15 protein-coding genes and 2 pseudogenes are annotated in these 18,787 nt (G+C 60.8%); 7 read left to right on the plus strand and 10 right to left on the minus strand.

All coding sequences use genetic code 11. The features are described 5' to 3' along the window. Position 1: 1 nt before the first annotated feature. Positions 2-1,018 (minus strand): SPFH domain-containing protein, encoded by a 1,017-nt coding sequence (locus tag ACPYOP_RS00475; RefSeq protein ID WP_481408435.1) that lies wholly within the window; start codon positions 1,016-1,018, stop codon positions 2-4. 300 nt (positions 1,019-1,318) lie between these two features. On the opposite strand from ACPYOP_RS00475, the gene ACPYOP_RS00480 reads away from it, so the two are divergent. Further along, entirely contained in the window at positions 1,319-2,227 is a 909-nt protein-coding gene (locus tag ACPYOP_RS00480; RefSeq protein ID WP_481408436.1) for a S1C family serine protease, read from the plus strand. Positions 2,228-2,302: 75 nt separating this feature from the next. Here ACPYOP_RS00480 and hemH read toward each other — a convergent pair whose 3' ends face one another. The 9 genes from hemH to ACPYOP_RS00525 form a co-directional block, all read right to left on the minus strand. After that, positions 2,303-3,337 (minus strand): ferrochelatase, encoded by a 1,035-nt coding sequence (gene hemH / locus ACPYOP_RS00485; protein WP_481408437.1) that lies wholly within the window; start codon positions 3,335-3,337, stop codon positions 2,303-2,305. A gap of 97 nt (positions 3,338-3,434) precedes the next feature. Beyond that, positions 3,435-5,549: a 5'-nucleotidase C-terminal domain-containing protein gene (locus tag ACPYOP_RS00490; protein ID WP_481408438.1), complete on the minus strand. Its 2,115-nt coding sequence runs from the start codon at positions 5,547-5,549 to the stop codon at positions 3,435-3,437. A gap of 147 nt (positions 5,550-5,696) precedes the next feature. Then, a complete protein-coding gene (locus tag ACPYOP_RS00495; protein WP_481408439.1) occupies positions 5,697-6,023 on the minus strand; it encodes a hypothetical protein in 327 nt (108 codons plus the stop codon). Between the two features lie 28 nt (positions 6,024-6,051). Next, positions 6,052-6,438, minus strand: a complete 387-nt coding sequence (gene omp10, locus ACPYOP_RS00500; RefSeq protein ID WP_481408440.1) for an outer membrane lipoprotein Omp10 — start codon at positions 6,436-6,438, stop codon at positions 6,052-6,054. A 180-nt stretch (positions 6,439-6,618) separates the two neighbouring features. Continuing rightward, entirely contained in the window at positions 6,619-8,070 is a 1,452-nt protein-coding gene (locus ACPYOP_RS00505) for a homospermidine synthase (RefSeq protein ID WP_481408441.1), read from the minus strand. Positions 8,071-8,332: 262 nt separating this feature from the next. Further along, on the minus strand, positions 8,333-8,617 hold the full coding sequence (locus ACPYOP_RS00510; RefSeq protein ID WP_120664992.1) for a YciI family protein: 285 nt from the start codon (positions 8,615-8,617) through the stop codon (positions 8,333-8,335). Positions 8,618-8,621: 4 nt separating this feature from the next. Continuing rightward, complete coding sequence (locus ACPYOP_RS00515) at positions 8,622-9,263, minus strand: aminotransferase class IV family protein (protein ID WP_481408442.1); 642 nt, start codon at positions 9,261-9,263, stop codon at positions 8,622-8,624. After that, positions 9,248-10,408 carry an aminodeoxychorismate synthase component I gene (locus ACPYOP_RS00520; protein WP_481408443.1) on the minus strand — a complete coding sequence of 387 codons (1,161 nt, stop codon included), beginning with the start codon at positions 10,406-10,408 and terminating at the stop codon, positions 9,248-9,250. The genes ACPYOP_RS00515 and ACPYOP_RS00520 overlap by 16 nt, the downstream gene beginning before the upstream one ends. Before the next feature lie 89 nt (positions 10,409-10,497). Beyond that, positions 10,498-12,342 (minus strand): M3 family oligoendopeptidase, encoded by a 1,845-nt coding sequence (locus ACPYOP_RS00525; protein WP_481408444.1) that lies wholly within the window; start codon positions 12,340-12,342, stop codon positions 10,498-10,500. 220 nt (positions 12,343-12,562) lie between these two features. On the opposite strand from ACPYOP_RS00525, the pseudogene ACPYOP_RS00530 reads away from it, so the two are divergent. From ACPYOP_RS00530 to ACPYOP_RS00555, 6 genes and pseudogenes are all read left to right on the plus strand, one after another. Continuing rightward, positions 12,563-13,814, plus strand: a pseudogene (locus tag ACPYOP_RS00530) (sigma-54-dependent transcriptional regulator); the annotation flags it as partial. 116 nt (positions 13,815-13,930) lie between these two features. Continuing rightward, positions 13,931-14,143: pseudogene (locus ACPYOP_RS00535) on the plus strand (helix-turn-helix domain-containing protein); the annotation flags it as partial. A 175-nt stretch (positions 14,144-14,318) separates the two neighbouring features. After that, entirely contained in the window at positions 14,319-16,271 is a 1,953-nt protein-coding gene (locus tag ACPYOP_RS00540; RefSeq protein WP_481408445.1) for a peptidoglycan L,D-endopeptidase MepK, read from the plus strand. Positions 16,272-16,487: 216 nt separating this feature from the next. Next, positions 16,488-17,105 (plus strand): hypothetical protein, encoded by a 618-nt coding sequence (locus ACPYOP_RS00545; RefSeq protein WP_481408446.1) that lies wholly within the window; start codon positions 16,488-16,490, stop codon positions 17,103-17,105. Between the two features lie 119 nt (positions 17,106-17,224). Then, positions 17,225-18,067, plus strand: a complete 843-nt coding sequence (locus ACPYOP_RS00550; RefSeq protein WP_481408447.1) for a glycosyltransferase family 25 protein — start codon at positions 17,225-17,227, stop codon at positions 18,065-18,067. 10 nt (positions 18,068-18,077) lie between these two features. After that, a complete protein-coding gene (locus ACPYOP_RS00555; protein ID WP_481408448.1) occupies positions 18,078-18,779 on the plus strand; it encodes a polysaccharide deacetylase family protein in 702 nt (233 codons plus the stop codon). Positions 18,780-18,787: the final 8 nt, after the last annotated feature.

An 18,787-nucleotide genomic window follows, 5' to 3' on the forward strand; every position in this document is an offset into this window, starting at 1 on the left:
CTCAGCTCTCCCGAGGCGGCAGCGGATTGACGGAAGGTGTGGTGCGAGCCGTGCCCGACCGGGGCCGGGAGGGTTGCGGCGCGCCATTGCCGTCGCCATTGTCGCCGAAGACTTCGCGGGCGATGGCGCCGATGCCCCCGAGCGAGCCGATGATGGAGCTGGCCTCCATCGGCATCAGCACGATCTTCGAATTGCCGGCGGAGCCGATCGCGGTCAAAGCTTCGGTGTATTTCTGCGCGATGAAGTAGTTGATCGCCTGTACATTGCCCTCGGCGATGGCTTCGGACACCACACGGGTTGCCTTCGCTTCGGCCTCGGCGAGACGCTCGCGCGCTTCGGCATTGCGGAACGCCGCCTCGCGCTGGCCTTCCGCCTGCAGCACGGCTGCCTGCTTGGCGCCCTCGGCGCGCAGGATCTGGGCGTTGCGCAGACCCTCCGCCTCCAGAACCTGCGCGCGCTTCTCACGCTCCGCCTTCATCTGCCGCGCCATGGCATCCACAAGATCCTTCGGCGGCTGGATGTCCTTGATCTCGATGCGCGTCATCTTGATGCCCCAGGGTTCGGCCGCCTCATCGACCACGCGCAGTAGCCGCTCGTTGATGGCATCGCGGTTCGACAGCAATTCATCGAGATCCATCGATCCCATGACAGAGCGGATGTTGGTCTTGGTGAGATTGAGGATCGCGTTTTCGAGATTGGTGATCTGATAGGCGGCCTGCGCTGCGTTCAACACCTGAAAGAAGGCGACCGCATCGGTCGAGATGCTGGCATTGTCCTTGGTGATGACTTCCTGTGTCGGCACGGCCAGCACCTGTTCCATCACGTTCATGCGTGCGCCAATCGTTTCGATGAAGGGCACGATCAGGTTGAGCCCCGGCTCCAGCGTGCGGGTATAGCGGCCGAAGCGCTGGACCGTGTATCGATATCCCTGCGGTACGGTCTTGATCCCTGCGAACAGCACCAGGATGACCAGGACGATCAGGGCAATCACCACGATGCTGAAACCACCGACTACCATCGAATTCCTCCATGGACGCCCCGCCTGCAGCGAACCGCGTCGCGTCAATCGCTGCCGTTCTGCCTCCCATTGCTCGCCCGAGCATAGGAGGCGGCAGCTCAATCAAATGTGGTGGGTTAGCATGTTCTCGACAAGTGAGGAATGGGCGTCGAAGGGGAAGGCGCTTGCAGGCTCCAATCAATCAATTGCGACCGGGTCTTGCTTCCGGCGGTTGATCTTCATACTTTATTGTAAGAATTTTCGGCTCCGCTGCTATGCAGCCTTTCGAGCCAAACCATCGCGTATCATCAGGGTGGAGCTATGAATATCGATAGGACCTTGCGGTCGGTCGTGGCCGTGCACGCCTCAATTCCGGAAGATGCCTTCACAGCGGCAACGCTCGGCACCCGCAGGGAAGGCAGCGGCGTGGTCATCCGGGGCAACGGGCTCGTCTTGACCATCGGCTACCTGATCACGGAAGCCGACAATGTCTGGTTGACGACCAATAGCGGACGCGTCGTGCCTGGCCATGCCTTGGCTTACGATCAGGAAACCGGGTTCGGCCTGGTGCAGGCACTCGGCCCGCTCGACGTGCCCGCCCTGGAGTTCGGCGACGCGGACAAGGCCGAGATCGGCGATGCAGTCGTCGTTGCCGACGGGATCGGCCAATTCGTCGAGGCGAAGATCGTCGCAAAGCAGGAGTTTGCCGGTTATTGGGAATATCTGGTCGATGAGGCGATCTTCGTTGCGCCGGCGCATCCCTCATGGGGCGGCGCGGCTCTTCTCGACGAAGATGGCAAGCTTCTCGGCGTCGGCTCGCTGCATTTGCAGATGGCAACCCAGAACGGCGATAGCGCCGACATCAACATGGTCGTGCCGATCAACCTGCTATTGCCGATCCTGGAGGATCTCATCAAGCGTGGCCGGGTCAACAAGCCGCCACGCCCCTGGCTCGGCGCTTTTTCGGCCGAAAGCAATGGCGAGGTCGTTGTCATGAGCGTCACCGAGGGCGGCCCGGCGGCCAAGGCGGGCTTGCGCCGGGGCGACGTCATTTCGGAGATCCGCGACGGAGAAGTCGACGGGCTCGCGGACTTCTACCGCAAGGTATGGGAGAGCGGGCCGGCCGGCGCCGAGATCCCCATGCGAGTGCTGCGCGATGGCCGCGAGGCCTGGCTGCGTGTGAAGTCGGCCGATCGCGGCAGCTTCCTCAAGAAGCCGCAGCTGCAATAGGCTTCGAGCGGTTCGGTTTTTCACGGAATCTCTGAACCGCTCTATCTCTTTGTTTTACGCAGTTCCGGCGGGCTTTTACACCCAGCCGAGCAGCTCCCGCCGCACGACCTTTTCCAGCACCTTCATGCCGTCTTCGCTGTCGTTGAGACAGGGAATATGGGTGAATTTCTCGCCGCCATTGTGATGGAAGGATTCGGCTGCCTGTTCGGCGATTTCCTCCAGCGTCTCCAGGCAGTCGGAGACGAAGCCTGGATTGAGAACGGCGATGCGCTTGGTGCCGCCTTTGGCAAGCTCTTCCACCATCTTGTCGGTATAGGGCTGCAGCCATTCCTCCGGGCCGAAGCGTGACTGGAAGGTGACCATGAACTGATCTTCGGAGAGCCCGAGCCTTTCACGCAGCAGGCGGCCGGTCTTCTGACAGAAGCAATAATAGGGATCGCCCAATTTGAAATAGGACATGGGGATGCCGTGGAAGGATGCGATGATCTTTTCAGGCTTCCAGTCCAGCGTCGCAAGGTGTCGGGTCACGGAATTGGCGAGCGCTTCGATATAGGTCTCGTCATCGTGATATTGCGGGACGGTTCGGATTGCTGGCTGCCAGCGCATCGTCGCCAGTTTCTCGAACGCCTTATCATTGACGGTTGCCGTGGTTGCCGCCGCATATTGCGGATACAGCGGAAAGAGCACGATGCGTTCGCAACCTTCATCCTTCAGTGCCTGAATGCGATCGTCGATAGAGGGCTGACCGTAACGCATGGCCCAGTCGACCTTGACGTTGGGTAGGTCGCGCAGGCGCTCGGCCATCATCTCGGATTGGTTGCGCGTGTAGGTGCGCAGGTAGCTCTCGTTCCTTTCCTTGTTCCAGATCGTCTCATAGGCTTTGCCGACCTTCCGCGGCCGGGTGTTGAGCACGATGCCGAACAGAATCGGATACCATTTCCAGCGGGACCATTCGATGACGCGGCGGTCCGTCAGGAATTCACGCAGATAGCGCCGCATCGAGGAATAGTCGGTGCCGTCGGGTGTTCCGAGATTGATGAGCAGCACACCGACCTTACCGTATTTCGCGCTTGGGTGATTGGGCGGAAACGCGGCGAGGTCTGCTGTCATCGATTGGATTCCTTTCAAGATATGAAGCACTTCACATAAGAACAAAAGCCGGCCCGGGAAAGCCCGGACCGGCTCTCTCATGCGAGACAAATCGTCCTTACTTGGACGGGATCTTCAATTTTTCGCCGACCGGGAGATGATGCGGCTTGATATTGTAGTTGGCGGCCAAAAGCTTGTGCCATTGGCCGGCATTGCCATAATAGGTCTTGGCAAGATCCCAGAGCGTATCGCCGGCGACGATGACATGCGTCGTCGGTGTCTTCGGCGGCTCGCTGGCCGTAGCTGCCGGCGCGGTTGTCTCCGGCGTTGTTGCCGCGGGAGCACTCGTCGCGGGTGCCGACGTTGCCGGAGTTTCGGCCGTGGGCGCTGCCGTGGCAGGCGTCGACGCGGCCGGGTCCGATTTTGGCGGAGCGGATGGCGTTGCGGTCGGATTTGCCGGCATGGTCGTGCTGGGTGTGGTGACGGTCGGAGCCGAAGAGGCGGGTGGCGTCGCCGTGGAAGAAGCTGCGCCGCCATCGGTGGCCGGTGCCGGCTTCTGCTCGGGCGCGGCCTGCTGCGTCGTATCGGCGGGTTTTGCCGGCTCGGGCTGCGCAGTCGCCGCGACGGTGCCGACTTGGCTTATGCGGCCGTCCGTATAGGGCTTATAGGGGTTGTGTGCGCCGAGATAATCGGAGACCACCGATTCCAGATTGGGGCCGAAATCATAGGCATTCTTGCCGTCCTTGGCGAAAACCGCATAGCCGTCGCCGCCGGCGCGCATGTAATTGTTGCTGACGATGCCATAGGTTTTTTCGGGATCGATCGGCTTGAATTCGGTGCCTTCCTGCACTTCGACGGATACGAGACGGCTACCGGCCGGCTTGGTCTTGTCGAAGCTGTATTTGAGGCCGGCAACCTGCGGGAAGCGGCCGGCGCCTTCATCGATCTGGCTGAGGCCGTTTTCCAGCGCCGCCTTTACCTCCGCGCCGGTCAGCTGGAAGGTCGCGACCGTGTTCTGGAAGGGCAGCACGGTCAGGACGTCGCCCATGCTGACATCGCCGGCGCCGATGGAGGCGCGCAGGCCCCCGCCGTTCTGGATGGCGATGGAAATGCCTTGCGTCTTGGTGCGGTCGAGCATCGCATCGGTGACGAGATTGCCCATCGAGCATTCCTGAACACGGCAGACTTCACGCGTGCCTTCGATCGGCGCCTGCGAGCTGCCGATGACCTTCTTGCGCAACTCCTCGATCGGCTTGGCCATTTCCTGCACGCGCGCGGCGATCGCCGGATCGGGCTTGATGGAGGCATCGAGAAGGATTGGGTCACCCTTGGCATCCTTGACGATGCCGTTGTCGTCGAAGGTGACGACGAGATCGCCGAGGTACTTGCCATAGGAGGCGGCCTGGACGACAGGCACCTTATAGCCTGCCGGATTGTCGACCATGGTCGGATAGGGGCCGGCCGCCTTCGGGTCGGTATTCGACAAAAGCGTATGCGAGTGGCCGCCGACGACGATGCTGACGCCAGCGATCTTGGCGATCTTCTCGACATCGCGGGGATAGCCGACATGGGTGAGAGCGATGATCTTGTTGATGCCCTGCGACTTCAGCGCATCCACCTCGGCGCTGATGGCGGCGGCATCGTCGGTGATCTTCACATGCGGACCGGGCGAGGCCAGCTCTGGCGTTTCGGTCGTCACGGCGCCGACGATGCCGATCTTCTGGCCGCCGACATCGAGCACGATGGATTTCTTGATACGCTGGCCGAGCTTCGACTGATCGTCGACCACCAGATTGGCAGTCACGACCGGGAACTGTGCCTTATCGAGGAAGGCTGCAAGCGGGCCTTCGCCATCATCGAACTCGTGATTGCCGACCGTCATGGCGTCGATCTTCACGCTATTGAGGAATTCGACTTCGGCCGCACCCTTGTAAGTGGTGTAGAACAGCGAGCCCTGGAAATTGTCGCCGGCGTCGAGAACCAGCACATTCTGGCCGGCAAGTGCGGCGCGCCGCTGATCGATGATGGTCTTCAGCCGCGCTGCGCCGCCGAAGCATTCGTTCTTGGCTTCCTCGGCTGCGGTGCAGGTCGCATCGAACTTGTTGATCGATTCCACGCGCGAATGGAAATCATTGAAATGCAGGATGTTGAGCTGATAGTCCGCGAAGGCGGCGCTGGTGCTGAGCGCCAGCAGCGTGGCGGCCAAAAGGCCCACTCCGAAGGGCTGCTTCATCTGTGTCTCCTGTTGGTCATTGCAATCCGGCCCGCCTGTGCCTCACGGCGGCCCCCCGCCCCGATGTTTTCATCACGGACAAGCGAGTGCAAGCAAAAGCTGTTGGCTTCATTAGGATTTTTGCAAGCGGCGAGATGGGCCGACGGATCAGGCGCATGCCTCTGCGGAGGAGAGGCCGTAGGATTCCCGCAATGCCGCAGCGGCATTCCAGCCGACGGCGCAGAAGACGAGCAGGCAGCAAAGGGAAGCTGCAAGATGAAAGCGCAGTTTCCTCTTCCGGTAGAGGACGATCGCGCCGGCGCCATAGATCAGCAAGGCCGGCAAGGCGAAGGTGAGGACGCTGATCGGCCCGTCGCAATCGAGCGCCTCGATACCCTGAGCCCGATAGGTGTTGACGGGAAGAACCGTCGCCAGGAGGGCGACGGGGAAGGCTGCGATAAGAGCCAGATAGAGGACCAGCAGCATGCCGCGCATGATGCCTTATCCCTCCAGTGGACTCATGTCAGCCCTGGCGATTGAGCGAGAAATGCCCGCCGGTTTCGGAGGTGCAATTGAGCTGGCCTGGATTGGCCAGGAAGCAATTCACCTTCGACGATGTGCGCTTGATGTTCGAATAAAGGTTGATCTGGATCGTGCCCGACGGATCGGTCGTGTAGGTTCCCGAGGCCATCTGCTGGTTCGTGCCATCAGTGGTGTGCGTTTCGAAGCGGCCGGCGTTGAAGGTCGAGTTCAGGCCGTTCGAATCGGCCCAGCTGCCTTCCACCGAGTTCATCCGCGGCTGGGCGCCGGTGTTCATCCCCATCGGCGGCGGCCTGGATCCGCCGAAATCGACACAGGCGGACAGGGCCGCGGTGGCAGCAACGAGGGCAAGCAAGGTTCTTATCTTCATAAATGTCTCCCGCGAATAAGGGCGGACCAGAGGCGCATCGGTTGCAAGGAAGATGCCGCGACCATCGGGCTAAAGCAAGGCTTCACCGCCGATCTGCTTGATTTATCTGGCTTGCGTAACAAAAATGCCCGCACGACCTGTGCGGGCATTGAAGCGTTGCTCAGACGAACGCTGTTACTCTCAGCGAACCAGAATGTTCCGGAATTGCCAGGGGTCCTTGGTGTCGATGTCTTCCGGGAAGAGGCCCGGGCGACCATCGAGCGGCGTCCAGTCGGTGTAGTGACCTTCGACCGGGCCGAGATAGGGCAGCTGCACTTCGAGGCAGCGCTTGTAGTCGACTTCGTCGGCTTCCACGATGCCGGCCGTCGGGTTTTCCAGTGCCCAGACCATGCCGGCGAGCACGGCCGAAGTGACCTGCAGGCCGGTGGCGTTCTGGTCGGGAGCGATGCGACGGGTCTCTTCGAGAGACAGGCGCGAACCGTACCAGTAGGCGTTCTTGGCATGGCCGTAGAGCAACACGCCGAGTTCGTCGATGCCGTCCTCGAGCTCGTCCTCGTCGAGAACGTGATGGACCGGCTGCGCGGTGCCGCCATTGCCGAACATTTCGTGCAGCGAAAGCACGGCGTCATTGGCGGGATGATAGGCGTAATGGCAGGTCGGGCGGAAGGTTACTTCGCCGTCCTTGTCGCGCACGGTGAAATAGTCGGCGATCGAGATCGACTCGTTGTGCGTGACGAGGAAGCCATACTGCGGGCCGGGGGTCGGGCACCAGGTGCGGACGCGGGTGTTGGCGCCCGGCTGTTCCAGATAGATGGCGGCCTGGCAGCCCTTCTTGTGCTTCTTGGCATTCTTCGGCATCCATTCTTCATGGGTGCCCCAGCCGAGTTCGGCCGGCTGCAGGCCTTCGGAGATGAAGCCTTCGACCGACCAGGTGTTCCAGAAGACGTTGAGCGGCTTCGGATGCTTGGTGCGCTGCGTGTCGCGCTCGGCGATGTGAACGCCCTTGACGCCGACCTTCTTCATCAGCTTGGCCCAGCCTTCGCGATCGTGCTGGTCCGGCTCTTCGAACTTCAGGCCGATATCCTTGGCGAGGTTGACGAGCGCCTGCTTGACGAACCACGAGACCATGCCCGGATTGGCGCCGCAGGTGGAAACGGCCGTCGCACCGCCTGGGTTCTTCGCCTTTTCCTTGCGCATGGTTTCGCGCAGCGCATAGTTGGTGCGGTCGGCGTTCTTCAGGCTCTTGTCGAAATAGAAGCCGAGCCAGGGTTCGACGACGGTGTCGATGTAGAGCACGTCGAGCTTGCGGCAAAGCTTGACCAAGTCGAGCGAGCCGGTATCGACCGAAAGATTGACGCAGAAGCCCTGGCCGCCGCCTTCCGTCAGGAGCGGTTTCAGGAGATCCTTGTAATTATCCCTGGTGACATATTCCTTGATATGACGGACGCCATGCTTTTCGAGGATCGCCAGGTGCTCGGCATCCATCTGCGGGTCGATGACCACCATCCGGCTTTTGTCGAATTTGAAATGGCGCTCGATCAGGGGCAGGGTGCCGCGGCCGATGGAGCCAAAGCCGATCATCACGATCGGACCGGTAATTTCGGCATATACCGGATAGTTCTTTTCCGTCATTCTTTTCTCCTTCGAAAGGCAGGACGCCGTTCGGTTTGCGAAATTCAATCAGAGTTTGCGCGAAAGCGCTGGCAGAGTTTGCGCGAAAACGCGAGATGAGCGGCTCTAATCATAATTTGATGTCACAATAAAGAGCTGTTCAGGGTTAGCCGAACAAAGTCAAGAAGGCCAACATACACGCCATATGCGACGAGTTTGTTGCCTTCAAGGTTTGTTTTCACTGACCTAGCGGGAACTGGGCTCCGGCGGCCGCCTTCGTCGATCAGGCCTTTAAGGCTTCCAAGCCATCGGTGACGGTGGTGAGGGCGATTTCCTGGACCTCGTAGACGGCGATGCCATGGATGGTGAAGGGGTCGGCTGCGACATAGGCTTCCAGCTCCGTCCGCTCGCCGCGGGCGAACACGACGCCGCCGGTGCGCGGCACCTTGCGGCCGGAGGCTAGAAACCACCCCTTGGCATAGCCTTCCTTCACCCAGGCCATATGCGGTTCCATGTATTTGTCGGCTTCGTCATTGCCCTTGAGATAGGTGAGCGAGAGGATGAACATTCGATCAATTCCATAGGAGTTGCGCGCGGATCAGGCCGCGCAGGGAGTTTCCGACGTAAAGGGTGCGGTCTTTCAGGTCATCAAGGCGGATGCGGCCGACGCGGGCCTTGCGCTGGCAGATAAGTTCGGTGCGCAGGACGCCCGCCAGCAGGCCGGCGGAAATCGGCGGAGTGCGCAGCGCGTCCGGACCATCCTCAATGAAGACCGAGGTGATCGTCCCCTCGCACACCTCGTCCTTCTCATTGAGCAGCAGCACCTCGTCCGCTTCATCGGGCCGATATTCGGCGCGCGCCGCTTCATAGACGCCACGGCGCGTGGTCTTGACACGCAGCAGCTTGTCGGTGGAATCGAGCCGGGTCGCGGCGATGCGGACGCGCCAGATGGTGTCGGGCGGCAGCGGAGTAAAGGGGGCGGTCGTCACCGCCGTTTGCCCCTCGCGGTCCAGCGTCAGCCGAACCCGTAAGGGCGTGGCTGCACCGGCAACAGCCTGCTCGAGTTTTCCGAGCACGTTCTTCGGCGCTGAAAAGCCGAGGCGGCGAGCGGAGCGCTGCAGCCGGGCGAGGTGCAGGCGCAGGCGGACGAAGCCGGTTTCCGGCTCGTAGCGCAGCGTCTCGATCAGGGAAAAATCCTCTACCGGTCGATCCATCGGTCCCCCACGGCAAAGCGCGCCTTGAGGAGGCATTCCTCGTATTCCGCTTCCGCCGTCGAATCGAAGACGATGCCTCCGCCGATATTGAACACCGCGCGGCCGTCTTCGAAAAGCGTGATCGTGCGGATCGCCACGGAAAACCGCATGGCGCCGGTCGGCGAGATCATGCCGATCGCGCCGCAATAGGCGTCGCGGGGGGTGTCTTCGAGCTCATGCAGGATTTCCATTGCCCGCATCTTCGGCGCGCCGGTGATCGAGCCGCAGGGGAAGAGCGCTGCGAGGATATCGCGGATTGATATGCCGGGAAGCAGCCTGGCCTGCACGTGGCTCACCATCTGGTGCAGCGTGGGATAGGTCTCGATCTCGAACAGCCTGGGAACGTCGAGCGTGCCGACTTCGGTGATACGCGAGATATCGTTGCGCAGCAGGTCGACGATCATGCGGTTTTCGGCCTGCGTCTTTTCGTCGGCCAGCATGGCGGCGATGATCTCGTCATCCTCGGCGGCATCCTTGCCGCGCTTGGCGGTGCCCTTCATCGGATGCGTCTCGATCCAGCCGTCCTCATCCGTGCGGAAGAAAAGCTCCGGCGAGCGCGACAGGATGATCGGCCCGCCGAGATCGACGAGCGCGCCGTATTTCACCGGCTGCCGTTCGATCAGCGACCAGAATGCGGCGCGGGGATCGCCGTTCCAGCGGGCATGGATCGGCATGGTAAGGTTCGCCTGATAGCAATCACCCTGGCGCAGATGCCAATGCAGCCTGTCGAAGCGTTCCTTATATATCTCGAAATTCCAGGCGGCTTTCGGTTCCGTTAGGAATTCCTGGTTTTCCAGGCGCTGTGCCGGCTGGCCAAGCGGATGGCCGTCGGCGGCGGGTGCGGCGAAAACCCCGAAGCAGAGCAGGGGCGTTTCCCTGTTTTCCTCGGCAAAGGCCGTGAGCTTTTCCTCGAAGAGATGCCCAGCCTCATAGGCCATGTAGCCGGCCAGCCATTTTCCCTCTCGCCTGGCCTTTTCCATGCGATCCAGCGCATCGAAAAACTGCGCACGCGTATGGGCCATGATGATCTCGGCCGGCTCGGCGAAGATCATCACCTGCCCTGTGCTGTCGTCCCTGAAGAGGACGTAGGGTATGGCATCGGCCATGCGCGGGTGTCTATCGGGTCGTTGTTATGTCGATTGTCAGGCACAAAACTGCAGCAATGGCGAACGTGCCTGTCCTGCTTCTCTTAAGCTCAGTTCTTATCTAGCGCTTCCAGCTCATCGATCAGCCCTTCGATCATCGACAGTCCCTTGCTCCAGAACGACGGATCGGTGGCGTCGAGGCCGAAAGGCTTCAGGAGTTCGGAGTGATGCTTGGTGCCGCCTGCCTTGAGCAGTTCGAAATACTTGTCCTGGAAGCCCTTTTCTGCGTTGCGATAGACCGCATAGAGCGAGTTCACCAGGCAATCGCCGAAGGCATAGGCATAGACGTAGAAGGGCGAGTGGATGAAATGGGGGATATAGGCCCAATAGGTCTCGTAGCCCTCGGAAATCTTGATCGCCGGGCCCAAGCTCTCCTCCTGCACGGAGAGCCACAGCTCGCCGATATTGTCCGATGTCAGCTCGCCATTCTTGCGGGCGGTATGCACCTTGCGCTCGAATTCATAGAAGGCGATCTGGCGCACGACCGTATTGATCATGTCCTCGACCTTCTGGGCGAGCATGGCCTTGCGCTCGCGCTTGTCGGTGGTCTTGTCGAGGAGCGCGCGGAAGGTCAGCATCTCGCCGAAGACGGAGGCGGTTTCGGCCAATGTCAGCGGCGTCTGGCACATCAATGCGCCCTGGCCGCCCGCCAGCACCTGGTGCACGCCATGGCCAAGTTCGTGGGCCAACGTCATGACATCGCGCGGCTTGCCCATATAGTTGACGAGAACGTAAGGGTGGGCCGACGGCACGGTCGGATGCGCAAAAGCGCCCGGCGCCTTTCCTGGACGCACCGGGGCATCGATCCATTCTTCATCGAAGAAGCGCTTGGCGATATCTGCCATTTCCGGGGAGAAGCTGCCGTAGGCTGATAGCACCGTATCCTTCGCCTCGTTCCAAGGGATCAGCGCATTGGGCGTTTCCGGCAGCGGCGCGTTGCGGTCCCAGAAATTCATCTGATCCATGCCGAGCCACTTGGCTTTCATCTTGTAATAGCGGTGCGAGAGGCGCGGATAGGCCTCGCGCACGGCGGCCGCCAGCGCATCCACCACCTCGCGCTCGACACGGTTGGCCAGATGCCTCGAGTCGGCGATATCCTCGAAGCCGCGCCAGCGATCGGCGATTTCCTTGTCCTTGGCGAGCGTATTGGTGATGAGCGTGAAGGTGCGCAGATTGGCCTTGAAGGTTTCGGCAAGCGCCATGGCGGCCCTGCGACGCACCTCGGGGTCCTGTTCCTGCAGCATGTTCAAGGCGACTTCCAGCGGCTGCTTCTCGCCGTCGATCTCGAAGCGCAGCTCCGCCATCGTCTCGTCGAACAGCCGGTTAAAAGCAGCGGCACTCGTCATGGATTTTTCCAGGAACAGCTGCTCCAGCCTATCGTCGAGCTGGTGCGGCTTGTCCTTGCGCAGGTCGACGATCCAGGGGCGATAGTGGCCAGCAGCGGGGTCGTTCGCCATGCAAGCGTCCATGACAGCGTCGTCGATGCGGTTCAGTTCCAGCGGGAAGAACAAAAGATGGGAGGAATAGTCCGTGAGCTTTGTCTGGACATCGCCATAGAGCTTGCCGTTGTTCGGATCGGTCGTATTGGAAAAGTAGGTGAGCCCGGCGAACGAGCCGAGGCGGCCCATAATGTCGTCAAGCGCCTCATACTCCTTGAGGGCGGCGCCGATACCGGCATCGCCCGATTTGGCGGCGGCATCGGTAAGCTTTCCCTTCCACTTTTCCTCGAAGGCAACGGCCATCTTGCCGGCTTTTTCCATGTCATCGAGGAAGGCCTGCGAGGTGGCGGACGGATAGAGATCGCTGAGCTTCCAGGCTGGCAGGTCGCCAAGCGCTTGGCCGGCGGCCTGGCTTGCGGAGAAGTTAAAGGATTGACGGAGCGAGGTCGGGCTCATGGGCGATATTTCCTCTGCTTTTATTTTACGGAACGTCCGGTCCGTTCGTGTCTATTCGGCTGAAAAGCATGCCGCAAGGCCTGATTTCCCTGCATTGGCGCTTGAAACATAAGCGATATTACATTCGTCATAATGATTAAAATGCGATGATTTGGCAAAACTTCGTGTTCAAGCCTTTCTGCGAGTGTTCGCTTCAGGTTTCGCATGAAGTGAGGCACCAATGACCGTTTACAATAGCGCCAAGGGAGGCGCGCAGATTCTCGTTGTTGAGGATGATCCGATTCAACGCCGTCTGCTGAAGAATGCCATCGAGCGGCACGGACACGTCGCCCATTTGGCAGAGAATGGCCGTCTCGGCCTTGAAGTTTTGAAGCGCAGCAGCGATCAGATCAATGTGATCGTGCTCGATCTCATGATGCCGGAGATGAACGGCATCGAGTTCCTGGGCGCACTGAACGATATGGGCATCGATCTGCCCGTGATCGTCCAGACGGGGCAGGGCGGCATCGACACCGTGGTGCAGGCCATGCGGGCCGGTGCCTTCGATTTCGTCGTCAAGCCGGTATCGCCCGAGCGCATTGCGGCATCGATCGCAAACGCCCTGAAGCTCGACCAGCGCGAGGCCAAGGCTCGTGCCGGGCGCAAGTCGCGCTCGAGCAGTATCACCTTCGACGATATCGTCTCGGCAAGCCCGGCGATGATGCGCGTCATCGACCTTGCCCATCGCGCGGCGCAATCGAATATCCCGGTCGTGCTGGAAGGCGAATCCGGCGTCGGCAAGGAGCTGGTCGCGCGGGCCATCCAGGCTGCCAGCGACCGGGCCGGCAAGCCGTTCGTGACGGTCAACTGCGGCGCCATTCCGCACAATCTCGTCGAAAGTATCCTTTTCGGCCACGAGAAGGGCGCATTCACGGGTGCGGCTGAGCGCCATGTCGGCAAGTTCATGGAAGCCGATGGCGGCACGCTATTCCTCGACGAGATCGGCGATCTGCCGCTGGAGGTCCAGGTCAAGCTGCTGCGCGCCGTCCAGCAGGGCGAAATCGAGACCGTCGGCGCGCGCGTCGCGCAGAAGGTCAATGTCCGGCTGATCTCGGCGACCAACAAGGATCTGATCGAGGAGGTCAAGGCAGGGCGGTTCCGCGAGGATCTTTACTATCGCCTCAATGTCTTCCCGATCACCATGCCGGCATTGCGCCGCCGCAAGGAAGATATTCCGCATCTGGCACGCGCCTTCGTAGACCGGTTCGCGCTGGAGCAGAAGCTCGACCATCCGCTCGGGATCAGCAACGACGCGCTTGCGCTGCTGACGGCCTATGACTGGCCGGGCAATATCCGCCAGCTCGAAAACGCGATCTTCCGCGCAGTCGTCCTGTCTGAAGGACCGGAACTGCTCGATAGCGATTTTCCGCAGATCGCCGCGCAGTTGCCGGGCTATTTCGCTGCCGAGCATCCGACTTTAGTTGTGGATAATTCGCACGCGCACGCGGCGGATGTCATCGCAACCGAGAGAGCGGAACGGACCGCACACGCCCTTCTTCAGGGTGCGGCTGCAACCTCCTCTCTTCCGGGAAGTGATGCTTCGGAGAGCGCTTCCGACAATGTCATCGTCAGCACCAACACATCAGGCGATGTCAGAAAACTGGCGGATGTCGAGGAAGAACTGATCCGATTTGCCTTGAAATTCTATCGCGGGCAGATGAGTCAGGTGGCAAGGAAGCTTGGTATCGGGCGCTCAACTCTCTATCGGAAGTTGAAGGACTATGGCATAGACCCGGATGACCCGCAAAAAAACGCCGCATGAGAGGCCATTTAACGTTTAAGCAAGCATATTTTGTTACCCGTCGTAAAGCACTTGTTAGTGCATCGTTCACCATGTATGAAGAGGGCGACCATGTGTGGCATTTTTGCCATCGTGTCACCGCAATTGACAGCCATTTGGAACACGATGCGACATTGTCTGTCGGACGGGGATCGAATTGCCGAATCTGAGTGGAAATACCAAGCCTAAAAGCTTGAGCTGGCATTCTGCGTGCTCGGACTTATTTCGCAAGGTGGCCAAGGTTGCAGCCGTTGGCCTCCTTGCTTTGGCCGTTTCCACCCCTGTTTTCGTCGGCACTCCCTCGCAGGCCGGTGGCGAAACCCGCAGCCTCAAAATCTATTACGTCCACACCGGCGAAAAGGCCGTCATCACCTATAAGCGCAATGGCAAGTTCGATCCGGACGGCCTGGAGAAGCTGAACCGCATCCTGCGCGACTGGCGCAAGAATCAGCCGACCAAGATGAATCCGCGCCTGTTCGACCTGATCTGGGAAGTTTACCGCGAAAGCGGTTCGCATGAATTCATCTACGTGATTTGCGGCTTCCGTTCGCCCGGCACCAACGAGATGCTGCGCACGCGTTCCTCCCATACCGGCGTTGCCAAGAAGAGCCAGCACATGCTCGGCAACGCGATGGATTTCTATATTCCCGACGTCAAGCTCACCAAGCTACGCGAGCTCGGCATGAAGCTGCAGGTGGGCGGCGTCGGCTATTATCCGACCTCCGGCTCCCCCTTCGTCCACATGGACGTTGGCGGCGTGCGCGCCTGGCCGCGCATGGATCGCCAGGATCTCGTCCGCCTGTTCCCGGACGGCAAGACCATGCACATTCCGGCAGACGGCCGGCCGCTGCCGGGCTATCAGCAGGCAGTCGCCGATCACAAGCGCCGCATGTCGTCCGACGATATCCAGATCGCCAGCTCCTCGTCGCCGCGCCGCGGCTTCTTTGCCCGCCTGTTTGGCGGCGGCGGTGCGGATGAGGAAGAGGACAATGCGGAAAGCGGCGTAGCGGCAGCACCGGTGGCCGTCGCTTCGGCTACGCGTAAAGGTCAGCCGGCTCCGGCCGCAAGCGACGAGGGTGACGATAGCGCCGCTCCGGTCGAAGCTCCGGCCCAAGTTCAGGTTGCAAGCGTAAACGCGCCCGTTCCGCAGGTTCGTCCGGCCTTCGGCAATCAGCCTGCCGGCAGCGATGTTGCGTCCGCGCTTGTCTCGCCGTCGCGTAACGCCGCGCAGGACGCGCTTGCCGCCGCGATGCCGAATACGGACGATCAGCAGCAATATGCCGATCTTCGCTCTTATCACGTACCCGTTCCGGCCTTGCTCGATCGGCGTGCGCCTGGCGATGCCGAGCTGGCCTCGGCCGAGGCTGACATGAAGGGTCAGGTCGCTTCCGTACCCGTGCCGGCACAGCGCCCCGAACTTGCTGAAAACCTTTTGGCATCCGCTGACGCGGATCAGGAGGGGATTGACGATGAGGCCGATGTCGCCGCGCTTTCGCCCTCGGTCGTCGCCGCTCTCGAGCAGAGCCGACCCGATCGGTCCGATGCGAATGCTGCGGTAGCGCCGCCGCTTAACGATGTTGCCTCGAAAGATCAGATCGCGCCCGTCAATGATGGAGCCGCGGGCGGAAACGGTGCCGCGCAGGCTATCGCTTCGGTCCTGCCGCAGCAGAGACCCGCGCAGCAGATGCCGATGCAGGTGGCGGCGCTCGCGCCGATCCGCAACGAGGTCAAAGCCAGCAGCCGTCGTTTCAATGACAGCTTCGATACGGTGACGCCGCAGGAACGTCCGATTGCCGCCGGCATCGCGACCAAGGGTTCGCGTCCGAGCAAGCAGGATGCGGTAGTGGCCGATGCTGGCCGGGCTACCGTGACGACCGCGCCGACCCTGACGGAGAAGATGATTTCGCAGTGGGCGATCGCCAAGGCCCGTGTCGAGATCGTCAATCGCCCGGTCAAGGCGCCGCGTTTCGTCAGCCCGACGCTGCGTGCCCAGCCGACCGCCGTCTATACGGATGGCTTCAAGATGCAGACGGCATCGATCGATCCGGAACGTTTCAGCGGTTCCGCCGTGAATTTCCTCCAGGTGAAGAAGTTCAATTCGGTCGAATAGGCTGAGATTTCTGCTCCATGCAGTTCTGGGGAGCCGCTTGGGCTCCCTTTGCATATGGCGGATATAGCGGAGATGCAGTGCTGTTGCTCGCAGGTGACACCGCATCCGTTTTCAGGTTCAAGTCAGCCTTTATTCATCTTGGCCTCACGCGTCATTCAGCGTCACTTCATTCAGCCGGATTAGGGCGGCAGTCTTTGCAAGGCTGGATATCCGCGTTTGAACCGAAAGACGGCAATCATCATCGGCAATGGCAAGCTGCCGCGCGATCTCTCGGAGATCGTGGATAGAGCGGATTTCACGATGCGCTTCAACGAGCCGAAGGCGTCGATCGGGATGAGCGGATCGCGCACCGATATTCTGATGCTCGCAGCCTCGAGCAAGCCGATGCAACGCCGGCTGACGGATCCGGCCTTCCTGACCAGCGCCACCTTCAAGGCCGCAAAGGAGGTCGTGCTTGCTTACCATCCCGCCATCATCAGCAAATATCACCCCAAGCCCAATTTCCTTTCGCGCCTGAAAGGCAGGAGAGGCGACTGGACGATGCGGACGATCGAACTTGTCGGCGCTGCCGGCAAGGAGATCCGCATCATGCCGCCGCAATTTTATATTGAAGGCTGTACGGAACTTGGCGTGAGCGAATGCCGGATGCGCCAACTCTTTCCGAGCACCGGTTTTTTCGGCATCCGCTATGTTCTGTCGCGTTTGCCCGCCGACGAGTGGGACGTGAAGCTGTGCGGCTTCAGCTGGGAAGGATGGAAGCGTCATGCCTGGCTGGATGAGCGCCGCTGGGTCGACGACAAGATGGCGAGCGGGCGCATCAGCCTGCTCGTCTAACCTTCTTTCAGTTGTCAGATCGATCGAAAACAACCGTTTTCAGTTTCAGCTCAGGCTTGCCTAAGCCCGCTTTCATTCACGGTTGCTAGAGCCTCGCGAAATTGACCGAGGTATTCTCAATGCAAACCTACGAATTCAACCCGTCTTCGGCGATGCCGCTCGAAAGATCTCATACGGGATTCGAGTTCGATCATGCGTCCAGTTCCGTCGGCGCGAGACTGGAAGAAGCCAAACAGCCCGTCATTCGCGGCTTCATCATCCATCTGGAGCGCGCCCGCGACCGCATGCCTCAGGTCGAGCGGCTTGCGGCCAGGCTTCCGGTGCCAAGCGAGATCATCGAAGCGGTCGACGGCCGCAAGCTGACGGACAACGAGGTCGAGCGCGTCTATCGCCGCCGACTGCAGAAGCCATATTATCCCTTCGAAATGAGCATTGGCGAAATCGCCTGTTTCCTGTCGCACCGCAAGGCATGGGCTGCCATCGTCGAGCAGGGAATCGACGCCGGTCTCGTCTTCGAGGATGACGTCGAGGTCGACGATGCGTTCCGGACTGCCTTTGCCGCAGCCAAGGCTTGCCTGAAGCCGGGTTCGTTCATTCGTTTCCCATTCCGCATGGGCAAGGAGCACGGCACGTGCGTTCTCTCCGAGGGGCAGACCAATGTCATTCAGCCGACCCGGATCGGTCTCGGCATGGTGGCCCAGCTTGTCAGCCGCGATGCGGCCATCCGCCTGCTGGAGGCGACAGCGGTTTTTGATCGGCCCGTGGATACGACCGTGCAGATGAGCTGGTTCACCCGCGTATCCCCGCTGGCGGTCCTGCCGGGCGGGGTGCATGAAATTTCCCCGCAGCTCGGCGGCAGCACCATTAAAAGCGACAGGACGTTGGCGGAGCGGCTTTCCAGGGAGGTGCTGCGGCCCCTCTATCGCGCGAAAATAGCCCTCCGTTCACGCCGCTTCATCTGAGACGCCAATCGTGACCGTTCCAATTCTCGCCTATCATCAGATTGCGGTGCCGCCGTCGCGCAAGGCGCCGTTCAGAAGTATGGTCGTCCATCCCGAAGCCTTCCATCGCCAGATGGAATGGCTGAAAAGGCTTGGCGTTCAGGGTATGACGCTGCGTGAGGCAATGCCCTACATCCGGGGTGAAAAAACCGGCAAGGTCGCCGCCATCACCTTCGACGACAGCTATGCCAATGTCTATGAGAATGCCTTGCCGGTACTGCAGGAATTCGGCTTCACGGCCACGAATTTCGTGGTGGTGAACCAGATCGGCGGCAGCAACGTCTGGGATACGCCCATCGGCGTGGCGCATGCGCCCTGCATGTCGGTGGAGCAGTTGCGCCACTGGCATAGCCTGGGGCACGAGGTAGGATCGCACACGCTCGATCACGTGCGCCTTCCGCGATTGCCGATGGAAGAGGCGCGCCGCCAGATCACGCATTCGCGCGAGCTGCTGGAAGACCTGCTCGACGAGGGCATCTCGTCCTTCTGCTTCCCCTATGGCGACGAAACGCCGCTCGACCGGGTGCTGACCTATGAGGCGGGCTATAGTGCCGCGACGACGACCCGCCGCGGCCGCGCGCGATCGGCCGACGATCCGTTCGGCTTGCCGCGCGCAACCATCCGGCGCAATGACAGCTGGATGCATTTCGTTCGGAAATGCATTCTCGGATAGGGCTGTCG

This window comes from Rhizobium sp. KNZ2-6A (genome assembly GCF_056755475.1).